This is a genomic window from Kitasatospora sp. NBC_01246, from assembly GCF_036226505.1.
Taxonomy (GTDB): Bacteria; Actinomycetota; Actinomycetes; order Streptomycetales; family Streptomycetaceae; genus Kitasatospora.
In genome coordinates this window covers 4,582,547-4,605,472 of record NZ_CP108484.1, presented here as the reverse complement: position 1 = coordinate 4,605,472, position 22,926 = coordinate 4,582,547, and the positions used below count along the sequence as shown (strand labels likewise).

Annotated in this window: 21 protein-coding genes; 12 read left to right on the top strand and 9 right to left on the bottom strand. The window is 75.1% G+C overall.

What is annotated here, in order from left to right:
* Positions 1-41: 41 nt before the first annotated feature.
* The 7 genes from OG618_RS20310 to OG618_RS20280 form a co-directional block, all read right to left on the bottom strand.
* Positions 42-830 (bottom strand): thioesterase II family protein, encoded by a 789-nt coding sequence (locus OG618_RS20310; protein WP_329488953.1) that lies wholly within the window; start codon positions 828-830, stop codon positions 42-44.
* Positions 831-961: 131 nt separating this feature from the next.
* Positions 962-1,783 carry an integrase gene (locus OG618_RS20305; RefSeq protein ID WP_329488952.1) on the bottom strand — a complete coding sequence of 274 codons (822 nt, stop codon included), beginning with the start codon at positions 1,781-1,783 and terminating at the stop codon, positions 962-964.
* 342 nt (positions 1,784-2,125) lie between these two features.
* Positions 2,126-3,454, bottom strand: coding sequence for an amidase (locus OG618_RS20300; protein WP_329488951.1), 1,329 nt, complete (start codon positions 3,452-3,454; stop codon positions 2,126-2,128).
* Positions 3,455-3,543: 89 nt separating this feature from the next.
* Positions 3,544-3,774: a hypothetical protein gene (locus OG618_RS20295; protein ID WP_329488950.1), complete on the bottom strand. Its 231-nt coding sequence runs from the start codon at positions 3,772-3,774 to the stop codon at positions 3,544-3,546.
* 74 nt (positions 3,775-3,848) lie between these two features.
* Complete coding sequence (gene alc / locus OG618_RS20290) at positions 3,849-4,961, bottom strand: allantoicase (protein WP_329488949.1); 1,113 nt, start codon at positions 4,959-4,961, stop codon at positions 3,849-3,851.
* Between the two features lie 59 nt (positions 4,962-5,020).
* A complete protein-coding gene (locus OG618_RS20285) occupies positions 5,021-5,929 on the bottom strand; it encodes a LysR family transcriptional regulator (RefSeq protein ID WP_329492187.1) in 909 nt (302 codons plus the stop codon).
* Positions 5,930-6,013: 84 nt separating this feature from the next.
* A complete protein-coding gene (locus OG618_RS20280; protein ID WP_329488948.1) occupies positions 6,014-6,664 on the bottom strand; it encodes an ATP-binding protein in 651 nt (216 codons plus the stop codon).
* A 228-nt stretch (positions 6,665-6,892) separates the two neighbouring features.
* Between OG618_RS20280 and OG618_RS20275 the strand changes: the two genes are divergently transcribed.
* The 10 genes from OG618_RS20275 (at position 6,893) to OG618_RS20230 (ending at position 19,129) form a co-directional block, all read left to right on the top strand.
* Positions 6,893-7,732: a hypothetical protein gene (locus tag OG618_RS20275; RefSeq protein WP_329488947.1), complete on the top strand. Its 840-nt coding sequence runs from the start codon at positions 6,893-6,895 to the stop codon at positions 7,730-7,732.
* Between the two features lie 188 nt (positions 7,733-7,920).
* Complete coding sequence (locus tag OG618_RS20270) at positions 7,921-8,679, top strand: YcnI family copper-binding membrane protein (protein ID WP_329488946.1); 759 nt, start codon at positions 7,921-7,923, stop codon at positions 8,677-8,679.
* A gap of 87 nt (positions 8,680-8,766) precedes the next feature.
* Positions 8,767-9,432 carry an SCO family protein gene (locus OG618_RS20265; RefSeq protein ID WP_329488945.1) on the top strand — a complete coding sequence of 222 codons (666 nt, stop codon included), beginning with the start codon at positions 8,767-8,769 and terminating at the stop codon, positions 9,430-9,432.
* Entirely contained in the window at positions 9,429-9,929 is a 501-nt protein-coding gene (locus tag OG618_RS20260; protein ID WP_329488944.1) for a copper chaperone PCu(A)C, read from the top strand. The genes OG618_RS20265 and OG618_RS20260 overlap by 4 nt, the downstream gene beginning before the upstream one ends.
* Before the next feature lie 12 nt (positions 9,930-9,941).
* Complete coding sequence (locus tag OG618_RS20255; protein ID WP_329488943.1) at positions 9,942-11,972, top strand: copper resistance CopC/CopD family protein; 2,031 nt, start codon at positions 9,942-9,944, stop codon at positions 11,970-11,972.
* Between the two features lie 5 nt (positions 11,973-11,977).
* Complete coding sequence (efeB, locus tag OG618_RS20250; protein WP_329488942.1) at positions 11,978-13,273, top strand: iron uptake transporter deferrochelatase/peroxidase subunit; 1,296 nt, start codon at positions 11,978-11,980, stop codon at positions 13,271-13,273.
* 140 nt (positions 13,274-13,413) lie between these two features.
* Positions 13,414-14,349, top strand: coding sequence for a prephenate dehydratase (pheA, locus tag OG618_RS20245; RefSeq protein WP_329488941.1), 936 nt, complete (start codon positions 13,414-13,416; stop codon positions 14,347-14,349).
* 626 nt (positions 14,350-14,975) lie between these two features.
* Positions 14,976-16,250 (top strand): serine--tRNA ligase, encoded by a 1,275-nt coding sequence (gene serS, locus OG618_RS20240; protein WP_329488940.1) that lies wholly within the window; start codon positions 14,976-14,978, stop codon positions 16,248-16,250.
* A gap of 49 nt (positions 16,251-16,299) precedes the next feature.
* Positions 16,300-17,148, top strand: coding sequence for an HAD family hydrolase (locus OG618_RS20235; protein ID WP_329488939.1), 849 nt, complete (start codon positions 16,300-16,302; stop codon positions 17,146-17,148).
* A 178-nt stretch (positions 17,149-17,326) separates the two neighbouring features.
* Positions 17,327-19,129 carry an LCP family protein gene (locus tag OG618_RS20230; RefSeq protein ID WP_329488938.1) on the top strand — a complete coding sequence of 601 codons (1,803 nt, stop codon included), beginning with the start codon at positions 17,327-17,329 and terminating at the stop codon, positions 19,127-19,129.
* Positions 19,130-19,183: 54 nt separating this feature from the next.
* Here the strand turns inward: OG618_RS20230 and OG618_RS20225 are convergent, their stop codons facing one another.
* Positions 19,184-19,951 (bottom strand): sporulation protein, encoded by a 768-nt coding sequence (locus tag OG618_RS20225; protein WP_329488937.1) that lies wholly within the window; start codon positions 19,949-19,951, stop codon positions 19,184-19,186.
* 165 nt (positions 19,952-20,116) lie between these two features.
* On the opposite strand from OG618_RS20225, the gene OG618_RS20220 reads away from it, so the two are divergent.
* Entirely contained in the window at positions 20,117-20,857 is a 741-nt protein-coding gene (locus OG618_RS20220; protein ID WP_329488936.1) for a FadR/GntR family transcriptional regulator, read from the top strand.
* 62 nt (positions 20,858-20,919) lie between these two features.
* Positions 20,920-22,152 carry a CynX/NimT family MFS transporter gene (locus OG618_RS20215; RefSeq protein ID WP_329488935.1) on the top strand — a complete coding sequence of 411 codons (1,233 nt, stop codon included), beginning with the start codon at positions 20,920-20,922 and terminating at the stop codon, positions 22,150-22,152.
* A gap of 24 nt (positions 22,153-22,176) precedes the next feature.
* On the opposite strand, the gene OG618_RS20210 is transcribed toward OG618_RS20215, so the two are convergent.
* Positions 22,177-22,893 carry an ABC transporter permease gene (locus OG618_RS20210; RefSeq protein WP_329488934.1) on the bottom strand — a complete coding sequence of 239 codons (717 nt, stop codon included), beginning with the start codon at positions 22,891-22,893 and terminating at the stop codon, positions 22,177-22,179.
* Between the last annotated feature and the right edge of the window lie 33 nt (positions 22,894-22,926).

The window sequence follows — 22,926 nt, the reverse complement described above, 5'->3', positions numbered from 1 at the left end:
CGGCGACGGGCGGGCGCGGCGCGGGCGGGGCGGAGCGGGGTTCAGGCGCGACCGGTGCCGAGCACCTGGCGCAGCCGCAGGTCGGACTGCAGGTGCCCGGCGATGTGGGCGAGCAGCTGCTTCTCCTGGGCCTGGAGGTAGAAGTGGTCGCCGGGGAAGATCCGCAGTTCGAAGCCGGCGCTGGTGGTGTCCGACCAGGCGGCGACGTTGTCGGGCTCGCACTCGGCGTCCCGGGCCCCCACGTAGGCGACGACCGGCACCCGGTGGCGACCGGCCGCGGGGTCGGGCCGGTAGGCGGCCGACAGCCGGTAGTCGGCCCGGATGCTGGGGAGCACCAGCTCCAGGAGGCCCGGGTCCATGTCGGCCAGCGAGCTGTGGCCGAGCTGGCGCAGCTCGGCCAGGAAGTCGGCGTCGTCCGCGGCCGCCGACTCCTCGCGCTCACGGCGGTGCGGTGCCTCGGAGCCCGAGACGAACAGCCGCACCGGGCGCACGCCGTGCTCGGCGCCGAGCCGCAGCGTCACCTCGTGCGCGACCACGGAGCCCATGCTGTGGCCGAACAGGGCCAGCGGCACTCCGTCGGCGGCCAGAACGGCCAGGGCGGCGGCGATCTCGTCCGCCATCGCGTGGACGGAGGGCGCGTAGGGGTCGCCGAGGCGGTCCTGCCGCCCCGGGTAGCAGGCCGACAGCACCTCGATGTCCTCGGGCAGTTCGCGGGCCCAGGACCAGTAGGCGGTGGGTGCTCCGCCGGCGTGCGGGAAGCAGACCAGCCGCAGCCGCGGGGCCGGAGCCGTGTGGTAGGTGCGGAACCACAGCGCCACGGAGTCGGTCATGAGCGTCCTTCGGGGGAGGGGTGCGGCCATGGAGATGCCGATCTATCAGCACCGCCACGGTGCCGCCCGCTCCTATACCGCGCCCATATCGGGCGGTCGGCCGCGCGAGTCCGCCGCCCCCGCCCGGTCCGCTACAGCAGCGCGTAGAGGGCCGAGGCGTCGTCGTGCGCCTTGCCGCGCGGCCACCGCTCGCAGGCCGTGTCCGACCGCTCGACCGCCCGCACCTGGGCGATCAGCTCGCCCGGCCCCGACTCGGCGAGCAGTCGCAGGGCGTCCGCCCAGCTGCCCAGTCCGAAGCGCTCGGTGTAGCGCGAGGCGCCGTCGCTCAGCGCGGCCACCGCGTGCAGCCGCTCCAGCTCGACGAAGCCGGTCTCGGCGTGCTGCGCGGCCTTGGGGCTGGCGGCGGCGATCCACGGGCCGGTGCCGGAGTTCCGGGCGGCCCGGACGGCCAGCGCGTACTCCAGGTGCAGCGCGGCGCGCTCGGTGGAGCCGGGCACCGTCGACCAGACCTGGCGGCGCACCTCCTCACCGGCGGGGAAGCGCTGGTTGTCGCCGATCACCTTGAGCGGCCCGTCCTTGTACTGCAGCACCAGCAGCGAGTCCCCGAGCACCAGGTACTCCAGCGCACTGCCGTGCCGCCGGGCGGCGACCACCATGGCGGCGGGCGTGTTGGGGTGGGCGAGGTCGCAGCGGCCCCCGTGCAGCGCCGCCGTCTCCACGATGGCGTCGGCCAGGCACTCGGCGATCGAGCGGTCCGCCCGGTCGGTCAGCCGGGCCAGCAGGTGCACCCCCAACCGCCGTACGTACCAGGGGGTGCCGTGCCGGCACCCCGACTCCAGCCCGGTCGGCGAGCTCGCGCCGTCGAGCAGTACGAGCGCCTCCGGCGAGGCCGCCGCGAAGTCCTCGCTCTCGCGGTCCGGCCGCCGTGCTTCCCCTGCCAGCTGTACCTGCATCCCGACAGTGTGGACGCCGGGTGGGGCGCGCGCCCAGACCCGTGCACGCGGTGCGCGCCGCCGGCGCCGGACCGTCCGGTGGCAGCGGGGGTAATTCGGCCATACCGTCGGATATCGAGTGGACAATTCGGCCAATCAGGGCCTGTCAGGTTTCGCGGTCTCCTTCGAGGGGCCGGGCCGCACGGGACTGACGAGGACGAGGAGCGACGGATGTTCTGGCAGTTCATCGTGCTGGTGGCCGCGTCGATCGGCTTTCCGACCGCGGCCCTGCTGTTCCTGATCGGCGGCCCCCGCTTCCCCGACGAGCAGCGCGACCGGCGCTGACCCCGCCCGCCGCGCCGCTCAGCGGGCCGGGCCGCCCAGGGCCCGCTCCAGCGGCGCGGCCAGGGCCAGCAGCGACTCGTCCGCACCGGCTGCGCCGACCACCTGGAGCCCGAGCGGAAGGCCGTCCGCGCTCACCCCGGCGGGCAGGCTGACGGCGGGCAGCCCGGCGTAGCTCCACGGCAGGGACATCACCGCGTCCCCGGTGCTGCCCAGCCCGGACGGAGCCGGCCCGGTGGCGGAGGGCGCGACCACCAGGTCCACCCCCGCGGCCGCCCAGGCCTCGGCGAGCCGGGCGCGGACGTGCTCGCGGACGCCGAGCGCCGTCTCGTGGTCCTCCGGCCGGACGGCCTGGCCGTGCCGGATGCCGGCCGCCGTCTCCGGCCGGTAGAGGCCGCCGAACCGGGCGAACCAGTCGGCGTGGCCGCGGGCCTGCTCGAAGCGGTTGATCGTCCGCACCTGCCGCACCAGCCACGCGAAGTCGGGCAGCAACTCGATCTCGCGCACCGTCGACCCCGCGGCGGCCAGCCGGTCCAGCTGCGCCCGGAAGGCCGCCAGCGCCGCCGGTCCGGCCTGCTCCAGGTACGGCCCGGCGGGCACCCCGAGGACGGGCGGCCCGTCGCCGGGCGGACCGCCCTGCCGCTCGCCCCGCCAGTCGTCGCAGAGCAGCGGCGCCGCCAGCGCCGCCCCGGCGAGGTCGGCGGTGAACAGGCCGACGGTGTCGAAGCTCGGCGCGTTGGGGATCACCCCGTCGAGCGGGATCCGCCCGTACGTCGGCCGGAAGCCCACCACTCCGCAGTAGGCGGCGGGCCGGACCACCGAGCCGATCGTCTGGGTGCCGATCGCCAGCGGCACCAGCCCGGCCGCGACCGCCGCCGCCGAGCCGCTGCTGGAGCCGCCCGGCGTGTGCCCGGGGTGGTGCGGGTTCCGGGTCGGGCCCGGAGCGCTGCCGGCGAACTCGGCGGTCACCGTCTTGCCCGCCACCAGCGCGCCCGCGGCCCGCAGCCGGTCCACCACGGCGGCCTGCGGACCGGCCAGCACGCCCGGCGGCAGCGCCGATCCGGCGTGCGTGGGCAGGCCGTCGACGTGGACGATGTCCTTGATCCCGACCGCCACCCCGTACAGCGGCGGGGCGGTGGCCGGATCGGGGTGGCGCGCGGCCAGCGCGCGGGCCTCGGCGTGCAGCCGCTCCGGCCGGCCGGCCTCGGGCACGAAGGTGTGCAGCAGCGGGTCCAGCCGCTCGATCCGGCCGCAGAGCCGGTCGACCCGCCCGGCGAGGTCGGCGTCACCGCCCCGCGACCGCGCGACCTCGTCGGCCAGCGACCGCGGACGGACCAGGGACTTCTCCATGCCGACCACGCTAGGGCCCGCCCGGCGGTTCGCGCCGCATCAGCGCGCGGCCGGAGCCGCCGGACGCGCCACGGGCGGCCGCCGCCCGGCTACGGGTGTTCGGTCGCCAGGTACGGGGTCTCGCGCAGGAAGTACGCGCCGCAGGTGTGGCAGCAGAGTTCGGGCGTCTTGCCCCAGTCCGCCGGATCCCGCAGCTGCGCCCCCTCGTCCAGCTCCCGGCCGCACATGGCGACGGCTTCGGAGCCGCGGACCATGTGCCAGAGCCTCACCCCGGCGGACGGACCGCCGTCACCGTACTCGGCGCGCATCTGGTGCATCATTCCCCCATCGTCCGGCGGCCCTCCGGCCCCGGCAACCGGGGGCCGACGGCGCCGCCCGCCCCGGCCGTACCCGGTCAGACCAGGCTGCCGTGCAGCCGCAGCCGGGCGATGCCGCCGTCGGGGAAGACGTCGAGCCGGACGTGGGTGGCGGGCCGGGGCGCGTCCAGCACCAGACGGTGGACGGCGTCGGGCTGGAGCCGGGTGCGGGGCACCAGCTCGAACCACTCCTGCGGGTCGGCGGCCCGCTCGTCCCGCCCGTAGAGCGCGGCCCAGCCGGCCGCGTTGCCGACGTAGTAGCCGGTGTCGATCTCCACCGCGCGGATCGCGCCGCGCCCGGCGAGGCGCAGCAGGACCCAGTCGTGGCCGGCGTCCCGGCGCCGGCGGTTCTCCCAGCCGTCGCCCATCGCCCGGGACCGGCCGGGCAGCGCGAGGTTGGCCGGGGGCGAGAAGAAGCGGTCGGAGGCGTCCTCGACCGCGCCGCCGTGCTCGATCGCCGCCAGGTCGAAGGTGCCGAGCGCGGCCAGCCAGGCGGTGTCCGGCCGGGCCTCGCCGTGCACCCGCAGCCGGGCGATGCCGCCGTCGGGGTACTGGCTGAGCCGCAGGTGGGTGAAGCGGCGGCCGTCCTCGACGGCGAAGCCGTTGGCGGCGTGGCCGCGCACCGGCGAGGCGGGCACCAGCGGGTGCCAGGCGGTGGAGTCGGCGAGCAGCTCCTCCGGGCCCGGGGTGCCGGGGAGTTCGGCGCCCTCCAGGGCGATCCGCTGCGGGTAGTTGCCGCGGAAGTGCGCGGTGTCGACGATCACGCCGTGCACGACCCCCGGCACTCCCAGGCGGATCAGCGCCCAGTCGTGGTCCTCGGTGGTCGGGTGCGGACGGTCGGTGCCGGCGCCGCGGCGGCGGCGGGTCTCCCAGCCGTCCATGATCTGGCCCTTGTTGCCGAAGGTGTGCGGGCGGAACTCGGCGGGCTCGGGCAGCAGCAGGTTCTCCCGCTCGGCGAAGAGCTCGTCGTTGGCGGCGATCACGGCGCCGCCGAGCCGGCGGTCGGCCAGGTCGGTGAGGGCGGTGAAGGCGAAGCTGCCGGAGCGGTAGTCGGCGTAGGGGTTGCCGCCCGCGTAGGGCAGCGCGTCGGCGGTCTCGGTGGCGGCGGTCTCGGGGGCGGCGGTCTCGGGGGCGGTCGCGTCGGTGGTCATGCCTCCACGGTCACCCCGGCACACCCGTCAGGTCCATCACAAAGATCTGACCAGAACGTTCAGCCGGACTGAACGTCCCGGGCGGCCTCGGCCAGGGCCGCGAGCACCCGGCGCAGCGGCGGCGTCCCCTCCGTCCCCGCGCGGACCGCGGCGACCACCCGGCGGGTCGGCAGGTCGGCGGGCAGCGCCCGGACCACCGCCCCGCCGACCCGCCCCGCCGAGGCCAGCCGGGGCACCAGCGCCACCCCGAGACCGGCCGCGACCATCGCCAGGATCGCCGACCAGTCCGCGGCGGTGTGCGCGCGCTCGGGCACGAACCCGGCGTCCGCGCACGCCGTCAGGGTGATCTCCCGCCAGGGGCCGGCGGCGCCGTAGATCCACGGCTCGTCGGCGAGGTCCGCGAGCCGCAGGCCCGGGGCGTCGGCCCACGGGTGCCCGGGCGGCAGCGCCACGTCCAGCGGGTCGCTGAGCAGGACGGACTCGACGAAGCGGGGATCGCCGCCGGCCGGCCGCACCGCGAGCGAGAGCGCCAGGTCGACGTCCCCCGCCGCCAGCAGCCCGTAGGCCCCGGCCGCCTCCGTCTCCACCACCCGCACCGCCAGCCGCGGCGCGTCCGCCCGCAGCCGGGCGATCGCCGGGACGAGCAGCCCGCCGATCGCGGTGGCGAAGGCGCCCACCCGCACCTCGCCCGCCTCGCCGTGCAGGTACCCCGCCAGCTCCGCCTCGGCCCGCTCCAGCTGCCCGAACACCACCTCGGCGTGGCGCAGCACCAGCCGCGCCGCACTGGTCAGCCGGACCCGCCGCCCGTACGGCTCCAGCATCGGCGCGCCCACCTGCCTGGCCAGCGCCGACACCTGCTGCGAGACCGCCGACGGCGAGAGCCGCAGCCGCTCCGCCGCGGCCGTCACCGTCCCGCACTCACCGACCGCCCACAGCACCCGCAGCCGCCGCAGATCCCACTCACCCACCGCACCCATCGCGCCAGCGTAGTTCCGTCCCGGCCGCCCCGGAGGGCGCGCCCGGCCCGGCGCCGGGCGGGGTGTCCGCGGTGGTCAGCAGGCCCGCAGCAAGGCACCGTCCTGCCACTTGAGGATCTTGTCGAAGCTGACGATCGCGCCGCGCAGGGGGTGGTTGCGGAGCTGGACGTGGTCGGTCAGGGCGTGGATCAGGAAGAGGCCGCGGCCGGACTCGGCGGTGAGGTCGGGGAGGGTGTCCAGGTCGACCGGGCGCAGGGTGGGGGCCGGGGCACCGGCGTGGCAGGGGGGCAGCACGTGGGTGTCGTAGGGGCGGTCGTCGCGGCGGGGGCGGCGGGTGGTCAGGACCGGGCCGGGGACGCTGGCGCGGCCGCGCCGGGGGCGGCGGGCGCCGCGGCCGGTCGCGGCCGGGCGGGCCGGCGGGGCGGCCGGCCGGCGCGGCGGGAACGGGGCGGGGGCGGCGGTCGCGGCGAGGCCGGGGCCGGAGTCCGTGACCTCGATCCGCAGGAGGTCCCCGCTGATCGACGCGGTGACCTGGAAGCCGTCGTCCGAGCGGCCGCAGGCGCCGTGCTCCACGGCGTTGGCGCAGGCCTCGCTGAGGGCGACCCCGAGGTCGTCGGCGATCTGCGGGTCGACGCCCGCCGTCGCCATGGCACCGAGCAGGATGCGCCGGGCCAGCGGAACGCTGGCCGGGTCGCGCTTGAGGTGCAGAGTCCACCAGATGTCCACGGGAGGTCCCTCCTGGCTGCGGCTCCACATACAACTAGGTATCTCCGGGCGATCATGCGGTGAACCGTGCAGGGGGTCGGCTACCGCCCGTTCGGCGGATGGACTGGGGCCGGGGTGTGTGCCGAGCGGCGCACACCGGGGGCCGCACGCCGGGCCGAACGGGGCATTCGTAGGGATTTCCCACCCTGCCCTCGGTGGCGCGGGGGGCGATGAGATGATGGCCCGGCCATGACTGCCCTCGCCGCCGCCCCGCACCCGGGCGCCCCCGTACCGGACGCACCGGTGGGGGCCGCCGCCTGGGACCTGCGGCTTGCGCGGGCCGTCCCGTTCGGCCTGGTCTGCGCGCTGATCGCGGCCGCCGGGCACGCCCTGGCCGGCGGCGGGAACGTGGCCCTGCCCGCGCTCGCGACCGGCTTCGCGGCCGTCCTGGTGCTCGCGGTGGCCTTCGGCGGGCGGGAGCGCTCGCTCGGTGCCATCGCCGGCGCGCTCGGTGCGGGCCAGCTCGGGCTGCACTGCCTGTTCCACGCCTTCGGCGGGCACGCCACCGCGGCGGCCGGCGCGATGGCCGGGATGCACCACGGCGGCTCCGGCCCGCTGACGCTGCCCCAGGTGGCCGGCCGGCTGATCTGCAACGAGGCCAGTCCGGGCACGCTGGCCGGCCTGCCCGGCAGCCCGTCGGCCGAGCAGCTGGTCGCCGGCGCGGGGCTGGACCCGCGGGCGTTCGCCGTCGCGCCCTGGTGGCAGGACGGCCTGTTCGGGATGACGCCGTCGATGCTCGCGGGCCACCTGGCCGCCGCCCTGGCGGTCGGCTGGTGGCTGCGGCGCGGCGAGGCGGCGCTCTGGCGGCTGGTCAGGATCACCGCCACGGCCGCCCGGGAGCACTGGACCACCCCGCTGCGAACGGCGTTCGCGCTGGCCGTGGCGCTGCTGCGCGGCCTGCTCGGCACGCCCGCCGGTCCCGCCCGCCGCTCCGGCGCGCGGGCCGGGGACAGCCGGCCGCCGGCCCGTGCCGCGCTGCGGCACAGCGTGGTGCGGCGCGGTCCCCCGTTCGGGGCCCTCGCGTACTGACCCGCCCCGACGGAGTGCCGGCAAGGCCCCGTACCGGGTCCGGGTGTACGCGGCGACCGCGCCGTACCCGCCGCACCCCCGCGGCGTGCGGCCCCCACTCGTCCCCACGCCGCGCGGCCCCGCCGAGGCACGGATCACCGTGTCCGGGAGCGGTCCTGCCGCCGAGCCTCCGAACGGAGACCCGAATCATGCGTTCCCTCCCCACCCGCCGTATCGCCGCCGTCGCCCTCACCGCCGCCGCGTCGGTCGTGGCCCTGGCCGGCCCCGCCTTCGCGCACGTGACCGTGAACCCGGGCAACGCCCAGCAGGGCGGCTACACCGCCGTGGACTTCCGGGTGCCGAACGAGAACGACAACGCGTCCACGGTGAAGCTGGAGGTCAACCTCCCGCTGGACCACCCGCTGGCCTCCGTCCGCACCCTGCCGATGCCGGGCTGGACCACGACCGTCGAGAAGTCCAAGCTCGACAAGCCGATCAAGGTGCACGGCAACGACGTCAACGAGGCCGTCTCCAAGATCACCTGGACCGCCGACGCGGGCACCAAGATCGCCCCCGGCCAGTTCCAGGAGTTCCGCGTCTCGATCGGCCCGCTGCCGACCGACACCGACAAGCTGGTCTTCAAGGCGCTGCAGAGCTACGACAACGGCGACGTCGTGCGCTGGATCGACGAGGCCAAGGACGGCCAGCCCGAGCCGGCCAAGCCCGCCCCCGTGCTGGCCCTCGACAAGGCCGCGGCCGGCGGCGAGCACGGCGCGACCGCCGCCCCCACGGCCACCGCCGACAGCCACGGGCACGGCGACGCCACCACCCAGGCCGCCGCCTCCTCGGACAAGGGCAGCGACTCCACCGCCCGCGTCCTCGCCGTGGTCGGCATCGTCGTCGGCCTGGTCGGCGCGGCGTTCGGCGTGCTCGGCCTGCGCCGCAAGAACGGCGGCTCCGCCTCCTGACCCCCGCACCGGCGGGGCCGCGCCCGTACCGCACCCGGGCCCGGGCGCGGCCCCGCCGGTGATCCACCGCGCACGATCGGATCGCCCATGTCCCGCACCCTCCGCACCGCCCGGCTGGCCGGCGCCGCCGCCGTCGCGCTCGCCGCGGCCCTCACCCTGACCGCCTGCGGCTCCGACGGCTCCACCGGCCCCGCCAAGGTCACCCAGCAGAAGGCCGACTCCCCGTACCAGGGCACCGTGCTCGGCAAGCACTTCGACAAGCCCGACCTCCAGCTGACCGACACCGCCGGCCAGCCCTTCGACCTGCGGCAGAAGACCAACGGCCGGAGCACCCTACTGTTCTTCGGCTACACCAGCTGCCCGGACGTCTGCCCGACCACGATGGGCGACATCGGCGTGGCGATGACCAAGCTCTCCCCCGAGGAGCGCCAGAAGGTCGACATCGTCTTCGTCTCCACCGACCCCCAGCGCGACACCCCGCAGGTCCTGCGCACCTGGCTGGACTCGATGGGCAAGGACTTCATAGGCCTCACCGGGGACCTGGCCAAGGTGAAGGCCGCGGCCAAGTCCCTCGGCATCCTGATCGAGGACCCGGTGGTCAACGCGGACGGCACGGTCACCTCCACCCACGGCGCGCAGGTGCTGGCGTTCCTGCCCTCGGACGACAAGGCGCACGTCCTCTACCTCAGCGGCACCGAGGAGAAGACCTACGAGCACGACCTCCCGCTGCTCGCCCAGGGGGTCGCGGCATGAACGGCGCCGGCGGGCCGCGCGGGTTCCGGCGGACCGCGCTCGCGGGGGCGGTGCTGGCGACGGCACTGGGCGCCGGCGCCATCCTGGTCGCCTGCGGCGCGGGCGACGGCGAGGCCCGGGCCGACGGTCCGGCCCTGCTGAGCGTCGCCGACTCCTACATCCCGCTGCCCCCGGCGGGCGGGATGGCGGCCGGCTACCTCACCGTGCGCAACGACGGCGGCGAGGACCAGCTGGTCAAGGTCTCCAGCCCGGCCGCGCAGTCGGTCACCATGCACCGCTCCACCGCCTCCACCATGGAGCAGGTCGAGCGGCTGGACGTCCCCGCGCACGGCGCGTTGGAGCTCGCCCGGGGCGGCAACCACCTCATGATCATGGGATGGCGGAAGGCCCCCGCCCTCGGTGACGAGCTCGAACTCGACCTGACCTTCGCCCGGACCGGCACCGTCTCGGTCAAGGTGCCGGTCCGGGAACTCACCTACCGCCCCGGCCAGCAGTAAGGGATCCAGGAGATGCTGACGGCCGCGTTGCCGAACCCCACCACCCGCCGCCGGATCGTCGGGCTGCTGGGCCTGCTCGGCGCGGTGCTCGCGCTGCTGCTCGCCGGCGCCGGCCCCGCCTCCGCGCACGCCACCCTGCAGTCGACCGACCCCGCGCAGAACTCGGTCGTCGCGACCGCGCCGCAGGCCGTCACGCTGACCTTCAGCGAGTCGGTGTCGCTCTCCGGGGACTCGGTCCGGGTCCTCGACCCGGCCGGCAAGGCGGTCGACGGCGGCAACCCCGCGCACGCGGACGGCAAGGACAACACCGCCCGGGTCGGGCTGAACAGCGGCCTGGCCAACGGCACCTACACGGTGGCCTGGCGCGCGGTCTCCGAGGACTCGCACCCGATCGGCGGGGCGTTCACCTTCTCGATCGGCGCGCCCTCGGACACCTCCGTCTCCACCACCGCGCTGAGCGGCGCCGAGGCCGACGGCGTGGTCGCCGCGCTGTACGGCACCGGCCGGACCGTCGCCTACGGGGCGTTCGCGCTGCTCGTCGGCGCGGCCGCGTTCGTGCTGGCCTGCTGGCCGGCCGGGGCGGCGCAGCGCGCCGTGCAGCGGCTGCTGATGACCGGATGGGTGGCGCTGCTGGTCTCCACCGTCGCGGTGCTGATGCTGCGCGGCCCGTACGAGCGCGGTTCGGGCGTCGGGCAGGCCTTCGACCTGTCGCTGGTGCGCGCCACCCTCGACGAGCGGATCGGCACCGCGCTGGCCGCCCGGCTGCTGCTGCTCGCGGCGAGCGGGGTCTTCCTGTCGTTGCTGGTCGGCCAGCTCGGACAGCCCGCGCCGGCCGCCCGCCCGGAGGAGGCGGACGACGCGCGGGCGAGCGGCGACGCACGGACCGCCGAGGAGGCGGAGGAGGCCGAGCTGCGGCAGCTGGAGCGGCGCGCCGCCGAGCGCCCGCAGCACGAGACCCGGCTGGGCCTCGGGGTGGCCGGACTGGTGCTGGCCATCGCCCTCTCGGCGACCTGGGTGGGCGCCGACCACGCCTCGGTCGGCATCCAGGTCTGGCTGGCACTGCCGCTCGGCATGCTGCACCTGATCGCGATGGCGCTCTGGCTCGGCGGCCTGGCCGCGATGGCGGTCGGGCTGCGGCACGGGATCGGCGCGGCGGCCGCCGAGCGGTTCTCCAAGGTCGCCTTCGGCTCGGTGGCGGTGCTCACCGCCACCGGGGTCTACCAGTCCTGGCGCGGCCTCGGCAGCTGGAGCGCGCTGACCGACACCGAGTACGGGCGGCTGCTGCTGGTGAAGACCGGCTGCGTGGTCGCGATGCTCGGCGTCGCCTGGATCTCCCGGGCCTGGCTGGCCCGGCTGCGGGCCGCTCCGGCGGAGGCCGAGGCGGCCCGGCCGGTCGAGGCACCGGAGCCGGTCGCCGTCGCGGCCCACTCCGACGACCCGGTCCGGCAGGCCCAGCTGGACCGCCAGCGGGCCGCCCGGGCGAGCGCCGGCCGCGACCGCGGACTCACCCCGACCCGGGCCGGGCTGCGCCGCTCGGTGCTGATCGAGTCGGTGGCGGCGGTGGCCGTGCTGGCGGTCACCACGATGCTGACCAACTCCCCGCCCGGCCGGGTGGCGAGCGAGATCGCGGCGGCCGGCACCGCCAACGGCGCCACCGCGCCCGCGCCGGGCGTGCCCGCCCCGCAGACGGTGCCCGGCCAGACCATGGAGCTCAAGCTCCCGTACGACACCAAGGGCCGGACGCCGAACGCCAAGGGCACCGCGACCGTCACCCTCAACCCGGCCCGGACCGGCCCCAACGAAGTCCACCTGAGCCTGGACGGGGCGGACGGCAAGCCGGTCGAGGTCCCCGAGGTGGAGCTCGCCTTCACCCTGCCGGACCGCGACCTCGGCCCGCTGCCGGTGCCGCTGACCGCCGAGGGCCCGGGCCGCTGGAGCGGTACCGCGCAGCTCCCGCTGGCCGGGAACTGGGTGGTGTCGGTGCAGGTCCGCTCCTCGGAGATCGACCAGACCACCGAGATCAAGCAGCTGAAGATCGGGTGAGCGCGATGGGCAGCACCACGGACACCGGCCGGCCGCCCGGCGGCGCGGAGCCCGGCCCGCGCGCCGGCGTCACCCGGCGGGCCCTGCTGGGCACCGCCGGGGCCGGGCTGGTGGCCGGTGCGAGCGCGGGCGCGGCCGGGGCGGTCGCCCTGGACCGGGCGCCCGCGGCCGTACCCGCCGCCGCGGGGCCGAGCGGCGCGCTCGGCGCCGGACGGGTGCCGTTCCACGGCGAGCACCAGGCCGGCATCCTCGAACCGCAGCAGGCCCGGGTCCAGCTGGCCGCCTTCGACCTGGCCGCCGGCGTCGGCCGGGACGGGCTGCGGACGCTGCTGCGCGACTGGTCCCGGACGGCCGCGCTGCTGGCCGCCGGCGAGCCGGCCGACGCGTTCGAGAACCAGGTGGCGCTGGACGCCGGCCCCTGCTCGCTGACCGTCACCTTCGGCTTCGGCGCCACCCTGTTCGACCGGGCCGGACTGGCCGACCGCCGCCCGGCGGCGCTGGAGCCGCTGCCCGCCTTCCCGGCGGACGCGCTGGACCCGGCCCGCGGTGACGGCGACCTCTTCGTCCAGATCGGCGCCGACGACGCGCTGGTCGCGGTGCACGCCCTGCGGGTGCTCCAGCGCCGGGCGGCCGGCACCGCGGCACTGCGCTGGCAGGCGGCCGGCTTCGCCCGGACGCCCGGCGCCACCGCGCGGCCGATGACCGGGCGCAACCTGATGGGCCAGATCGACGGCACCAACAACCCCCGGCCCGGTGACGACGGCTTCGCCGGCAAGGTGTTCTGCGCCGCCGGTGACGAGCGGAGCGCCTGGCTGAACGGCGGCTCGTACCTGGTGTTCCGGCGGATCCGGATGCTGCTGGACTCCTGGGAGGCACTGCCGGTGGACCGCCAGGAGCGGGTGATCGGCCGCCGCAAGACGGACGGCGCGCCGCTCTCCGCGCCCGCCTCCGCCGGCGAGACCACGCCGGTGGACCTCACGGCGCAGAGGGCGGACGGCACGCTGGCCGTCCCCGCCGACGCGCACATCCGGGTCGCCGCACCGGCCGCCAACGGCGGGGCGGCGATGCTGCGGCGGGGCTTCTCCTACCACGACGGCCTGCTGGCCGACGGCTCGCCGGACGCCGGGCTGCTCTTCCTCGCGTTCCAGGCCGACCCGGGCCGGGGCTTCACCCCGGTGCAGCGCAAGCTCTCCCGGGGCGACGGCCTCTCCCGCTTCCTGCGGCACGAGGCGAGCGGGCTGTACGCCGTGCCGCCCGGCGCGCCGGAGGGCGGCTACGTGGGGCAGACGCTGCTGGAGTAGCGGCCGGCCGGGGGCCGGGGCACCTCCCCGCGCCCGGGCCGGCCCCCCGCCCGGGATTCCCACGGACCGGAACGCGGCGGTGGGAGGCGGGCGAAGTGACTAAGGTGATCTGCTCGGTAACCCTTTCGCATGGAGGCGGCATGTCGGCCACCCGCTACACCTACCTCGGCCCGGCGGGCACCTTCACGGAGGCGGCCCTGCGCACCCTGCCGGAGGCGGCGACCCGGGAGCTGGTGCCGCTGGCCTCGGTGCCGCTGGTGCTGGACGCGGTGCGCGCGGGCGAGGCCTCGGGCGCGTTCGTGCCGATCGAGAACTCCGTCGAGGGCGCCGTCACCGCGACCAACGACGAACTGGCCGCCGGCACCCCGCTGATGATCTACCGGGAGGTGCTGCTGCCGATCTCCTTCGCGCTGCTGGTGCGGCCCGGCACCGAACTGGGCGACATCAAGACCGTCACCAGCCACCCCGTCGCCCAGCCGCAGGTGCGCCGCTGGCTGGCCGCCAACCTGCCGGACGCCCGCTGGGAGTCCTCGGCCTCCAACGCCGACGGCGCCCGGCTGGTCGCCGAGGAGCGGTTCGACGGCGCCTTCGCGGGCGAGTTCGCGGCGCCGATCTACGGCCTGGACCCGCTGGTCAAGGACATCGCCGACGCGCAGAACGCGACCACCCGCTTCATCCTGGTGGGCCGGCCGGGTCGGGTCTCCTCGCCGACCGGGGCGGACAAGACCTCGATGGTGGTCTGGCTGCCGGACGACCACCCGGGCGCGCTGCTGGAGCTGCTCCAGGAGTTCGCGGTGCGCGGGGTCAACCTGATGCGGATCGAGTCCCGCCCGACCGGTGAGGGGCTCGGCAGCTACTGCTTCCTGATCGACTGCGAGGGCCACCTCGCCGACCGCCGGGTGAGCGAGGCGCTGATGGGCCTCAAGCGGATCTGCCCGCAGGTGCGCTTCCTCGGCTCCTACCCGCGCGCCGACCGGCAGGTCACCAAGCACCGGCGGCCGGGCACCTCGGACGCCGACTTCGGCGCGGCGGCCGACTGGCTCTCCCGCTGCCTCGACGGGCGCGGCGACATCTGAGGCGCGCGGGGCCGCCGGGGCGAATGGGGCGACCGGGGTACCCGGCTCCGGGTGTCCCGGGCCTGCGGGGCGGCGCGGCCGGCTGCGGCATCCGGGTGACCCCGGCCGCCCGGACATTGATCGCCGGCTTTCGTTTTCCTGTTCTTTCTTGACTGTTTTCGACTGAACTCAGCCACCGGGGCAGGTGACCGCACCCGTCGTCCACAGGCTCCACAGCGGCGGAACCGGCTGTCCACAGGCCCGGCGGCTGTCCACAGCCGAAAGTTATCCACAGACCTGGGGACGAGTCGACAAACCGGTATAGCCATCGGCCGTTTCGGTCGGAACACCGGTTAGCGGCGCAGAGATGACTAATCGGACCAGAGTCACCCGTGTGCCAGCAAATCACCCGTCTGAGTGCTTCAATTCCCTCACCCGGGAAGGTCAAATGAGGTTTGAAACCTCAATTCCTAGGTTGCGGCCTCTCTCCCCACCCGGATCCCGGCCATCCACAGCCCACCCGATCCACCTGTGGATAACTCACCCCCCGGCGCTTGCCCACAGGAGTTATCCACAGGATGGGGTGAGTTATCCCCAGGGGAAATCCGCTACCGGTGGACGGGCCCCCGCCCGGTAGGCTTGGCCCCGTGATTGACCTTCGCCTGCTCCGTGAGGACCCTGACCGAGTGCGCGCCTCGCAGCGCGTCCGTGGCGAGGACGTCGACCTGGTCGACGCCCTCCTCTCCGCCGACGAACGGCGGCGGTCCTCGGGCAGTCGCTTCGACGAGCTCCGCAACGAGCAGAAGACGCTCGGCAAGCAGGTCGCCAAGGCCCAGGGCGAGGAGAAGACCGCCCTGCTGCAGCGCACCAAGGCGCTCGCCGAGGAGGTCAAGGCCGCCGACGCCGAACAGGGCGTGGCCAAGGAGGAGGCCGAACGCCTGCTCCGCTCGCTGGCGAACCTCATCGACCCGGCCGCCCCGGTCGGCGGCGAGGAGGACTTCGTCACGCTGGAGGAGATCGGCACTCCGCGCGACTTCGCCGCCGAGGGCTTCGAGCCCCGTGACCACGTCGAGCTGGGGCAGATCCTCGGCGCGATCGACACCGAGCGCGGCGCCAAGGTCGCCGGCGCTCGGTCCTACTACCTGACCGGTGTCGGCGCGCTGCTGGAGCTCGCCCTGGTCAACATGGCGATCACCCAGGCCACCGCGGCCGGCTTCACCCCGATGATCACCCCGGCCCTGGTCCGCCCGGCCGCCATGGACGGCACCGGCTTCCTCGGCCAGGCCGCCGAGAACGTGTACTTCCTCGAAGAGGAGGAGCGCTACCTCGTCGGCACCAGCGAGGTCCCGCTCGCGGCGTACCACATGGACGAGATCATCGACGCGGACAAGCTGCCGCTGCGCTACGCCGGCTACTCGTCCTGCTTCCGCCGCGAGGCCGGCACCTACGGCAAGGACACCCGCGGCATCATCCGCGTCCACCAGTTCGAGAAGGTGGAGATGTTCGTCTTCACCACGCCCGAGGACGCCGAGCAGGAGCACCGCCGGCTGCTGCAGTGGGAGAAGGACTTCCTGAACGCCCTGGAGCTGCCCTACCGGGTGATCGACGTCGCCTCCGGCGACCTCGGCTCCTCGGCCGCGCGCAAGTTCGACATCGAGGCGTGGATCCCGACCCAGGGCAAGTACCGCGAGGTCACCTCGACCTCCAACACGACCGAGTACCAGTCGCGCCGGCTCTCCATCCGGATGCGCGAGGAGGGCAAGGTCCGCCCGCTGGCCACGCTGAACGGCACCCTGGTCGCCGTTCCGCGCACCATCGTGGCGATCCTGGAGAACCACCAGCAGGCCGACGGCTCGGTGGTGGTCCCGGAGGCGCTGCGGCCGTTCCTCGGCGGGCGTTCCGTCCTGCCCCCGGTCAAGTAACGCCCACCGCACCACCGCCCGAATGCAACTCCCGGGAGACGCACGGCCCATGAGCAGTACCAGCCCCAGCCCCGTCTCCCCCGGCGCCGGTGGCGACCTGCCCTTCCGGCTGGTCGCCACCGACCTCGACGGCACCCTGCTCACCAGCGAGGAGACCGTCTCCGCGCGCACCCGCACCGCGCTGGCCGCCGCCACCGGCGCCGGAGCGGTGCACATCGTCGTCACCGGCCGCTCGGCCGCCTGGGCCCGGCCGGTCTTCGACGAGATCGGCTACCGGGGCATAGCGGTCTGCGGCCAGGGCGCGCAGGTCTACGACGCGGGGGCGCACAAGCTGCTCACCTCGCTCACCCTGGACCGCAGGCTGGCCGCGCTGGCCATCGCCAAGATAGAGGCGGAGACCGGCCCGCTGGCCGTCGCCGCCAACCAGGACGGCCTGGAGGGCGACGTCCTGGCCGGTCCCGGCTACGAACTCCTGATCGGCTCCGACCTGCCGGTGGTCCGGGTCGACAAGGGCGAGCTGCTCGCCGCCCCGCTCAGCAAGCTCTACATCCAGTGCCGCGGGCTCACCGACGACGCGCTCGCCGAGACCGCCCGCCGCGTCGCCGGCGACCTGGTCGGCGTGGTGATGTCCGGCGCCGGCATCGTCGAACTGCTCCCGCTGGGCCTCTCCAAGGCCACCGGCCTGGCCGTCGCCGCCCGCCGCCTGGGCCTGCGGGCCGCCGACACCATCGCCTTCGGCGACATGCCCAATGACGTGCCGATGTTCGGCTGGGCCGCGCACGGCGTCGCGATGGCCAACGCGCACCCGGAGCTGCTGGCGGTCGCCGACGAGGTCACCGTCGGCAACGACGAGGACGGCGTCGCCGTCGTCCTGGAGCGGCTCTACCCGCGGCACTGAGCACCGGCCGGGCCGCCCGACGGCACCCGGATGCTGACCGTGAAAGAAAGAGTTTGTATGCTCCGCTGAAGCTCCGCGTCTCCCGGTGCGGTGCTCCTGTGCGGTTGTCCCGGCCCACCCGGGCCGTGCCCGCCGGACACGTACAGGATTGCTGCTTCCGCCGCTGAGAGGTACGCGCATGTCAGGCCAGTGGGACGAGAGCACGTCGGGGGCGGAAGGCCGGCGGCGCGCCGCGAACGGCCCCCGCGGCACCGGCGCCGCACGCGCGGCCGGCACCCCGCGGACCGGCGGTTCACGCGGCGGCGCCGGCACCGACGGACCGGCGGACGACGCCCGGGTGCCCGCGCCCCGGCCCGGCGGCCGGGCGGAGGCCCGGCGGGCCGCCCAGGGCAAGGGCGGCGGCCGCGGCAAGGGCGACGGCGGGCGGTCCGAGGACGGGAAGGCCGAGGGCACCGCGACGGGCGGCCGCGCGGCCGCGCGCAACAGCCGCAAGCCGAAGCGGAACACCAAGAAGATCGTGGCCTGGTCGGTGGCCGGCGTCCTGGTGGCGCTGGCGGGCACCGGCGGCGCGATCTACTACAAGCTGAACGGCAACATCAAGTCCTTCGACGCGGACGCGATCTCCACCGACCGCCCGCCCGAGGCGGTCGCCGACGCCAACGGCAACAAGCCCGTCAACATCCTGCTGATCGGCTCCGACTCGCGGGCCGGCAAGAACAGCGACCTCGGCGGCGGCAACGAGGACGGCGCCCGCTCGGACACCACGATCCTGTTGCACGTCTACGCGGACCACAAGCACGCGGTGGGCATCTCGATCCCGCGCGACGCGCTGGTGACCATCCCGGCCTGCAAGCTGCCGAACGGCAAGTGGACCAAGGAGTCGCCGGGGCAGATGTTCAACTCGGCGTTCTCGGTGGGCAACAGCGAGGCCGGCAACCCGGCCTGCACCCAGAACACCGTGGAGAAGCTCACCGGCATCCGGGTCGACCACACCATCGAGGTGAACTTCGAGGGCTTCGCGGCGATGACCGAGGCCGTCGGCGGCGTCGACGTCTGCCTGCCGAACGACATCTACGAGGGGCACCTCAACCCCAACCTGGGCAAGAAGGGCAAGGTCGTCCTGCCCAAGGGGAAGCAGAAGCTCTCCGGCCAGAAGGCGCTGGACTACGTCCGGCTGCGGCACGGCATCGGCGACGAGTCCGACGTCGGCCGGATGAAGCGCCAGCAGGCCTTCCTTTCCTCGCTGATGGCCAAGGTCAAGGGCGAGGGACTGAACCCGACCACGCTGCTGCCGCTGGCCGACGCGGCCACCAAGTCGATGACGGTCGACCCCGGGCTGGACTCGGCCAAGAAGCTGATGGACTTCGCGCTGTCGATGAAGAACATCGACCTGCACGACGTCAAGTTCCTGACCACGCCGTGGCGCTACAACGGCCCCCGGATCGACCTGGTCCACCCGGCCGTCGACAACCTCTGGAAGACCCTCCAGGCCGACCGCACCATCGACGGCGAGGACGCTACCGGCAAGCAGGAGGACGCGCCGCAGACCCCGGCCCCCGCCGAGACCACGCCGGCCGCGCCCTCGCCGACCGCCGTGGACGGCCCGCCGGTGAAGGTCGCGGTCTACAACGGCACCACCGTCACCGGGCTGGCCGCCAAGGCGGCCGAGACGCTCAAGACCAACAAGGTCACCGTCACCGGCACCACCACCGCCAAGAACACCAACAAGGCGACCACCACGGTGGAGTACGGCTCCGGGCAGAAGGCCAACGCGGAGCGGATTGCGGCGATGTTCCCGGGCGCCCAGCTGACGCCCACCTCGGCGGCCGGCATCAGCCTCGTCCTCGGCAAGGACTACGCCGCGGCCAACCCGGCCGCGACCGGCGCCACGCCCAACGTGCCGGCCCCGCTGCCCACCGAGGTGGTCAACGAGGCCCGCTCGGCCGACGACGACATCTGCAGCAACGTCTCCTACGGCTAGCCGCCGCGGACCCGCCGCCGGCCCCCGGACGCCCCGGGGCCGGCGGCGCGGCCGTCAGAGCGCGGCCCGGATCCAGCCGTCGACCAGCGCGGTGAGGTCCTGGTCGGCCTGGCCGTGCTCGACCACGTGGGTACGGATGACGTCGCCGCCGCCGTGGCCGAAGAGGCCGCCGCGCTTGTCCGCCTCCAGCACCACCTCGACCCGCTGCGCGGTGGTGACGAAGCTGACCTCCAGCGAGTTGCAGACGTGCGCGTACTGCGGCGCGGCGGAGAACTCGATCTCCTGGTAGAACGGCAGCGTCTGGCCGGTGCCCCGGATGTGGCCGGCCTCCAGGTCGGCCGAGCGGAACCGGAAGCCGAGCTGCAGCAGCGAGTCCAGGATCCGGCGCTGCACCGCCAGCGGCTCGATCTCCAGCGGGTCGGAGTCGCCCTTGTCGAGCGCGCCCGCGATGTCGACCTCCGTCCGCACGCCGAGCTGCATGCCGTGCAGGTGCTGCCCGGCGACGACGGTGACCGGGGCCTCGAACGGCACCTGGACGGCGAACGGGATCGACCGGTTCTCGCCGGGCGCCAGCACCAGCGGCGCGGTGACGGAGAACCGCGCGAACGGGTAGAGGCCGGTGCTCTCCCCCTCCTCGTGCTCGATCTCCACCCGGGCGACCAGGGTCAGCGTGATCCCCCGGATGTCCGCCTCGACCGTCCCGCCGGTCAGCTCGACCGTTCCGTGCAGGGTGCCGCCGGGCTGCACGACCGGCGTGGTCAGGACGGTGTCGACGCCGGGACCGCCGACGCCCAGGGCACCGAGCAGCTTCTTGAACACCATGGGGGCGCTCTCCTCGAAATAGGGGTGGACCGAAGTCGTCGGGAGGAACGCCAGGACGGCCCGGACGGTTCCCCCACGCAGGTGCGAGCCAGTTGTAGGATGACCGGGCAAGCGGTTGTAGGATGACCGATGACCGCAGATCGACGCGCAGAGGGGAGCTCCGCCATGACCGCATCCGGCCACAGCGAGGACACCTTGCAGGCCGCCGGCCGGCGCTCCCTGGTGGACACCGCCATCGACCAGCTGCGCGAGCAGCTCGCCGCCGGCAGCTGGCCGGTCGGCTCGCGGATCCCCACCGAGCACGAGCTGGCCGAGCGGCTTCAGGTCGGACGGAACACCGTGCGGGAGGCCATCCGGGTGCTGGTGCACGCCGGGATGCTGGCCACCCGGCAGGGTGAGGGCACCTTCGTGCGCAGCACCAGCGACCCGGCCTCCGTCCTGCGGGGCGTGCAGCGCTCCGGCGTCCGGGACGTCCTGGAGGTCCGGGCGGCGCTGGAGGCCGAGGGCGCCCGGCTGGCGGCGCTGCGGCACACGCCCGAGGACATCGTCCGGATGCGGGCCGCGCTGGCCCGCGAGGCGGAGGTGATCGCGGCGCACCCGGAGCGGGCCGGCCGCGAGGCGACCGTCGAGCACGACCTGGAGTTCCACACCGCCGTGGTCGAGGCCGCGCACAACCCCGCGCTGACCGAGGTGTACCGCTACTTCGGCGCCTCGGTGCGGGAGTCGATGCGGACGGCCTTCGGGGACCACGAGATGCCCGAGGTGGTCGTGGCCACCCACGCGGCGCTGGTGGACGCGATCGAGAGCGGTGACCCGGACCGCGCCGAGGCCGCGTGTCGGACGCTGCTCGCCGAGCCGACCGCGGCCGTCGAGCAGCTCCTCGCCGCCATCGCGGCCCGGAAGTAGGCGGCACCCGCCGCCGCCCTCCCGCGTCCGTCCCCCGTTTTCACGAAAGAGCAGCACGTCCCATGGCCGTCACCCGTGCCCAGCAGCCGGTCCTCGTTCCCGCCCCGCTCCCCGTCCGCACCCGGCTGGCCCACCCCGCCCTGCTGCTGACCGGCATCGTGCTGGTCGCCCTCAACATGCGGGCCTGCCTGGCGGCGATCTCGCCGATGGTCGGCGAGATCCAGCACACCTTCGGGCTCTCCGCGACGGCGAGCGGTCTGATCACCACCGTCCCGGTGCTCTTCCAGGGCGCCGGCGCCCCGCTCACCCCCCGGCTGACCAGGCGGTTCGGCACCGAGCGGGTGGTGCTGGGCGCGGTGCTGGTGCTCGGCGCGGGCGTGCTGCTGCGGGTGCTGCCCTCGGTGGCCGCGCTGTACGCCGGCTGCGTGGTGATCGGGGTCGCGATCGCGGTGCTGAACGTCTCGATGCCGGGCCTGGTCAAGCGCGAGTTCCCGGGCCGGGCGGCGACCATGACCGGCGTCTACTCGACCACCATGCTGGTCGGCGCCACCCTCGCGGCGGGCACCTCGGTGCCCCTGGAGCACGCCCTCGGCGGCGGCTGGCGGGCCTCGCTGGGCGCCTGGTCGCTGCTGGCCCTGATCGCCGCCGTCGCCTGGCTGCCGCAGGTGCTGCGCTCGCGCCAGGAGAAGGCGGCGGTGGCGGCGGCCCCCGCCGGCCGGCCGATCGAGGGGGTCTGGCGCTCGCCGCTGGCCTGGCAGATCAGCCTCTTCATGGGCATCTCGTCGCTGCTGGTCTACACCCTGGTGGCCTGGATGCCGACCATCCTGGCCGACCACGGGATGGACCGGAGCGAGGCCGGTCTGGTCTTCGCCTTCTCCAACCTGGTCCAGGTGGCCGGGGCCTTCCTGGTGCCGCTGATGGCCGGCCGGATGACCCGGCAGCGGACGCTGGCCGTGGTGATGGCCGTGCTGAACGCGGTCGGCATCACGATCCTGCTGGTCTCGCCGGTGCCCGGGGCCTGGGTGTCGGCCACCATCCTGGGCATCGCCCAGGGCGGCTCGCTCGGCCTCGCGCTCGCCTTCATCGTGCTGCGCACCGACAGCGCGGCCGGCGCCGCCCAGCTGGGCGGCATGTCGCAGGCGGTCGGCTACCTGGTGGCCGCGGCCGGACCGGTCGGCGCCGGGGCCCTGCACCAGCTGACCGGCGGCTGGAACGTCCCGCTGCTGCTGATGCTGGTGCTGGCGGCGGTCGCCGCCGTGGCCGGCTGGGGCGCGGGCCGCGACCGGACGCTCTGAGGCCCGGTGCCGGCCGCGGGCCCGCTACTCCTCGGCGGCCAGGGTCAGACCGGCCAGCTTCACCGAGGCGAGCAGCGTCGCCGCCACGGTGAGGACCAGCAGCAGCGGGACGGCCACCCCGAGCGCGACGTCCGCGGTGATCGCGCCCTCGCCGGCCACCGCCTCGGCCACCGACAGCCCCCACTGCTGGACGCTGAGCGTCTTGGCGCCCTTCACGAAGTTGCCGATCAGGGACTCCCAGATCAGCGCGTAGACCAGCCCGGCCACCACGGCGTGCCGGGTGACGACGCCGAGCAGCAGGAACAGCGCGCTGTACGCGGCACCGGCCACCAGCGCGGCGACGGTGTAACCGAGCGCCAGGCCGTCCTCGGTGCCGTACAGCAGCAGGCCGGCCAGCAGGATCGGGACCGCCGAGAACACCCAGGTGGTGCCGACCGCCACCGCCAGCTTGGTGGTGATGATCTTCCAGCGGGGCAGCGGCTTGGCCAGCAGGTAGACGATCGAGCCGTCGTCGATCTCGGTGGCGATGGCGCCGGTGCCGACGACCAGGCCGAGGATCGGCAGCAGCGTGCCGAGGCCCAGCTGTCCGAGGATCTTGACGGTCAGGTCGTGCTTGTCCCCGCTGGAGCCGCTGGCGATCGCCGAGACGAGCAGCAGCAGGGCGGGGACCACCAGCAGCAGGATGCCGCGGCGGCGGCCCAGCAGGCCGCGCAGCGTCAGCCTGGCGACGGTCGGGTTCATGGTTGGTCGGCCTTCCTGGGGTCCGGTTCCGGG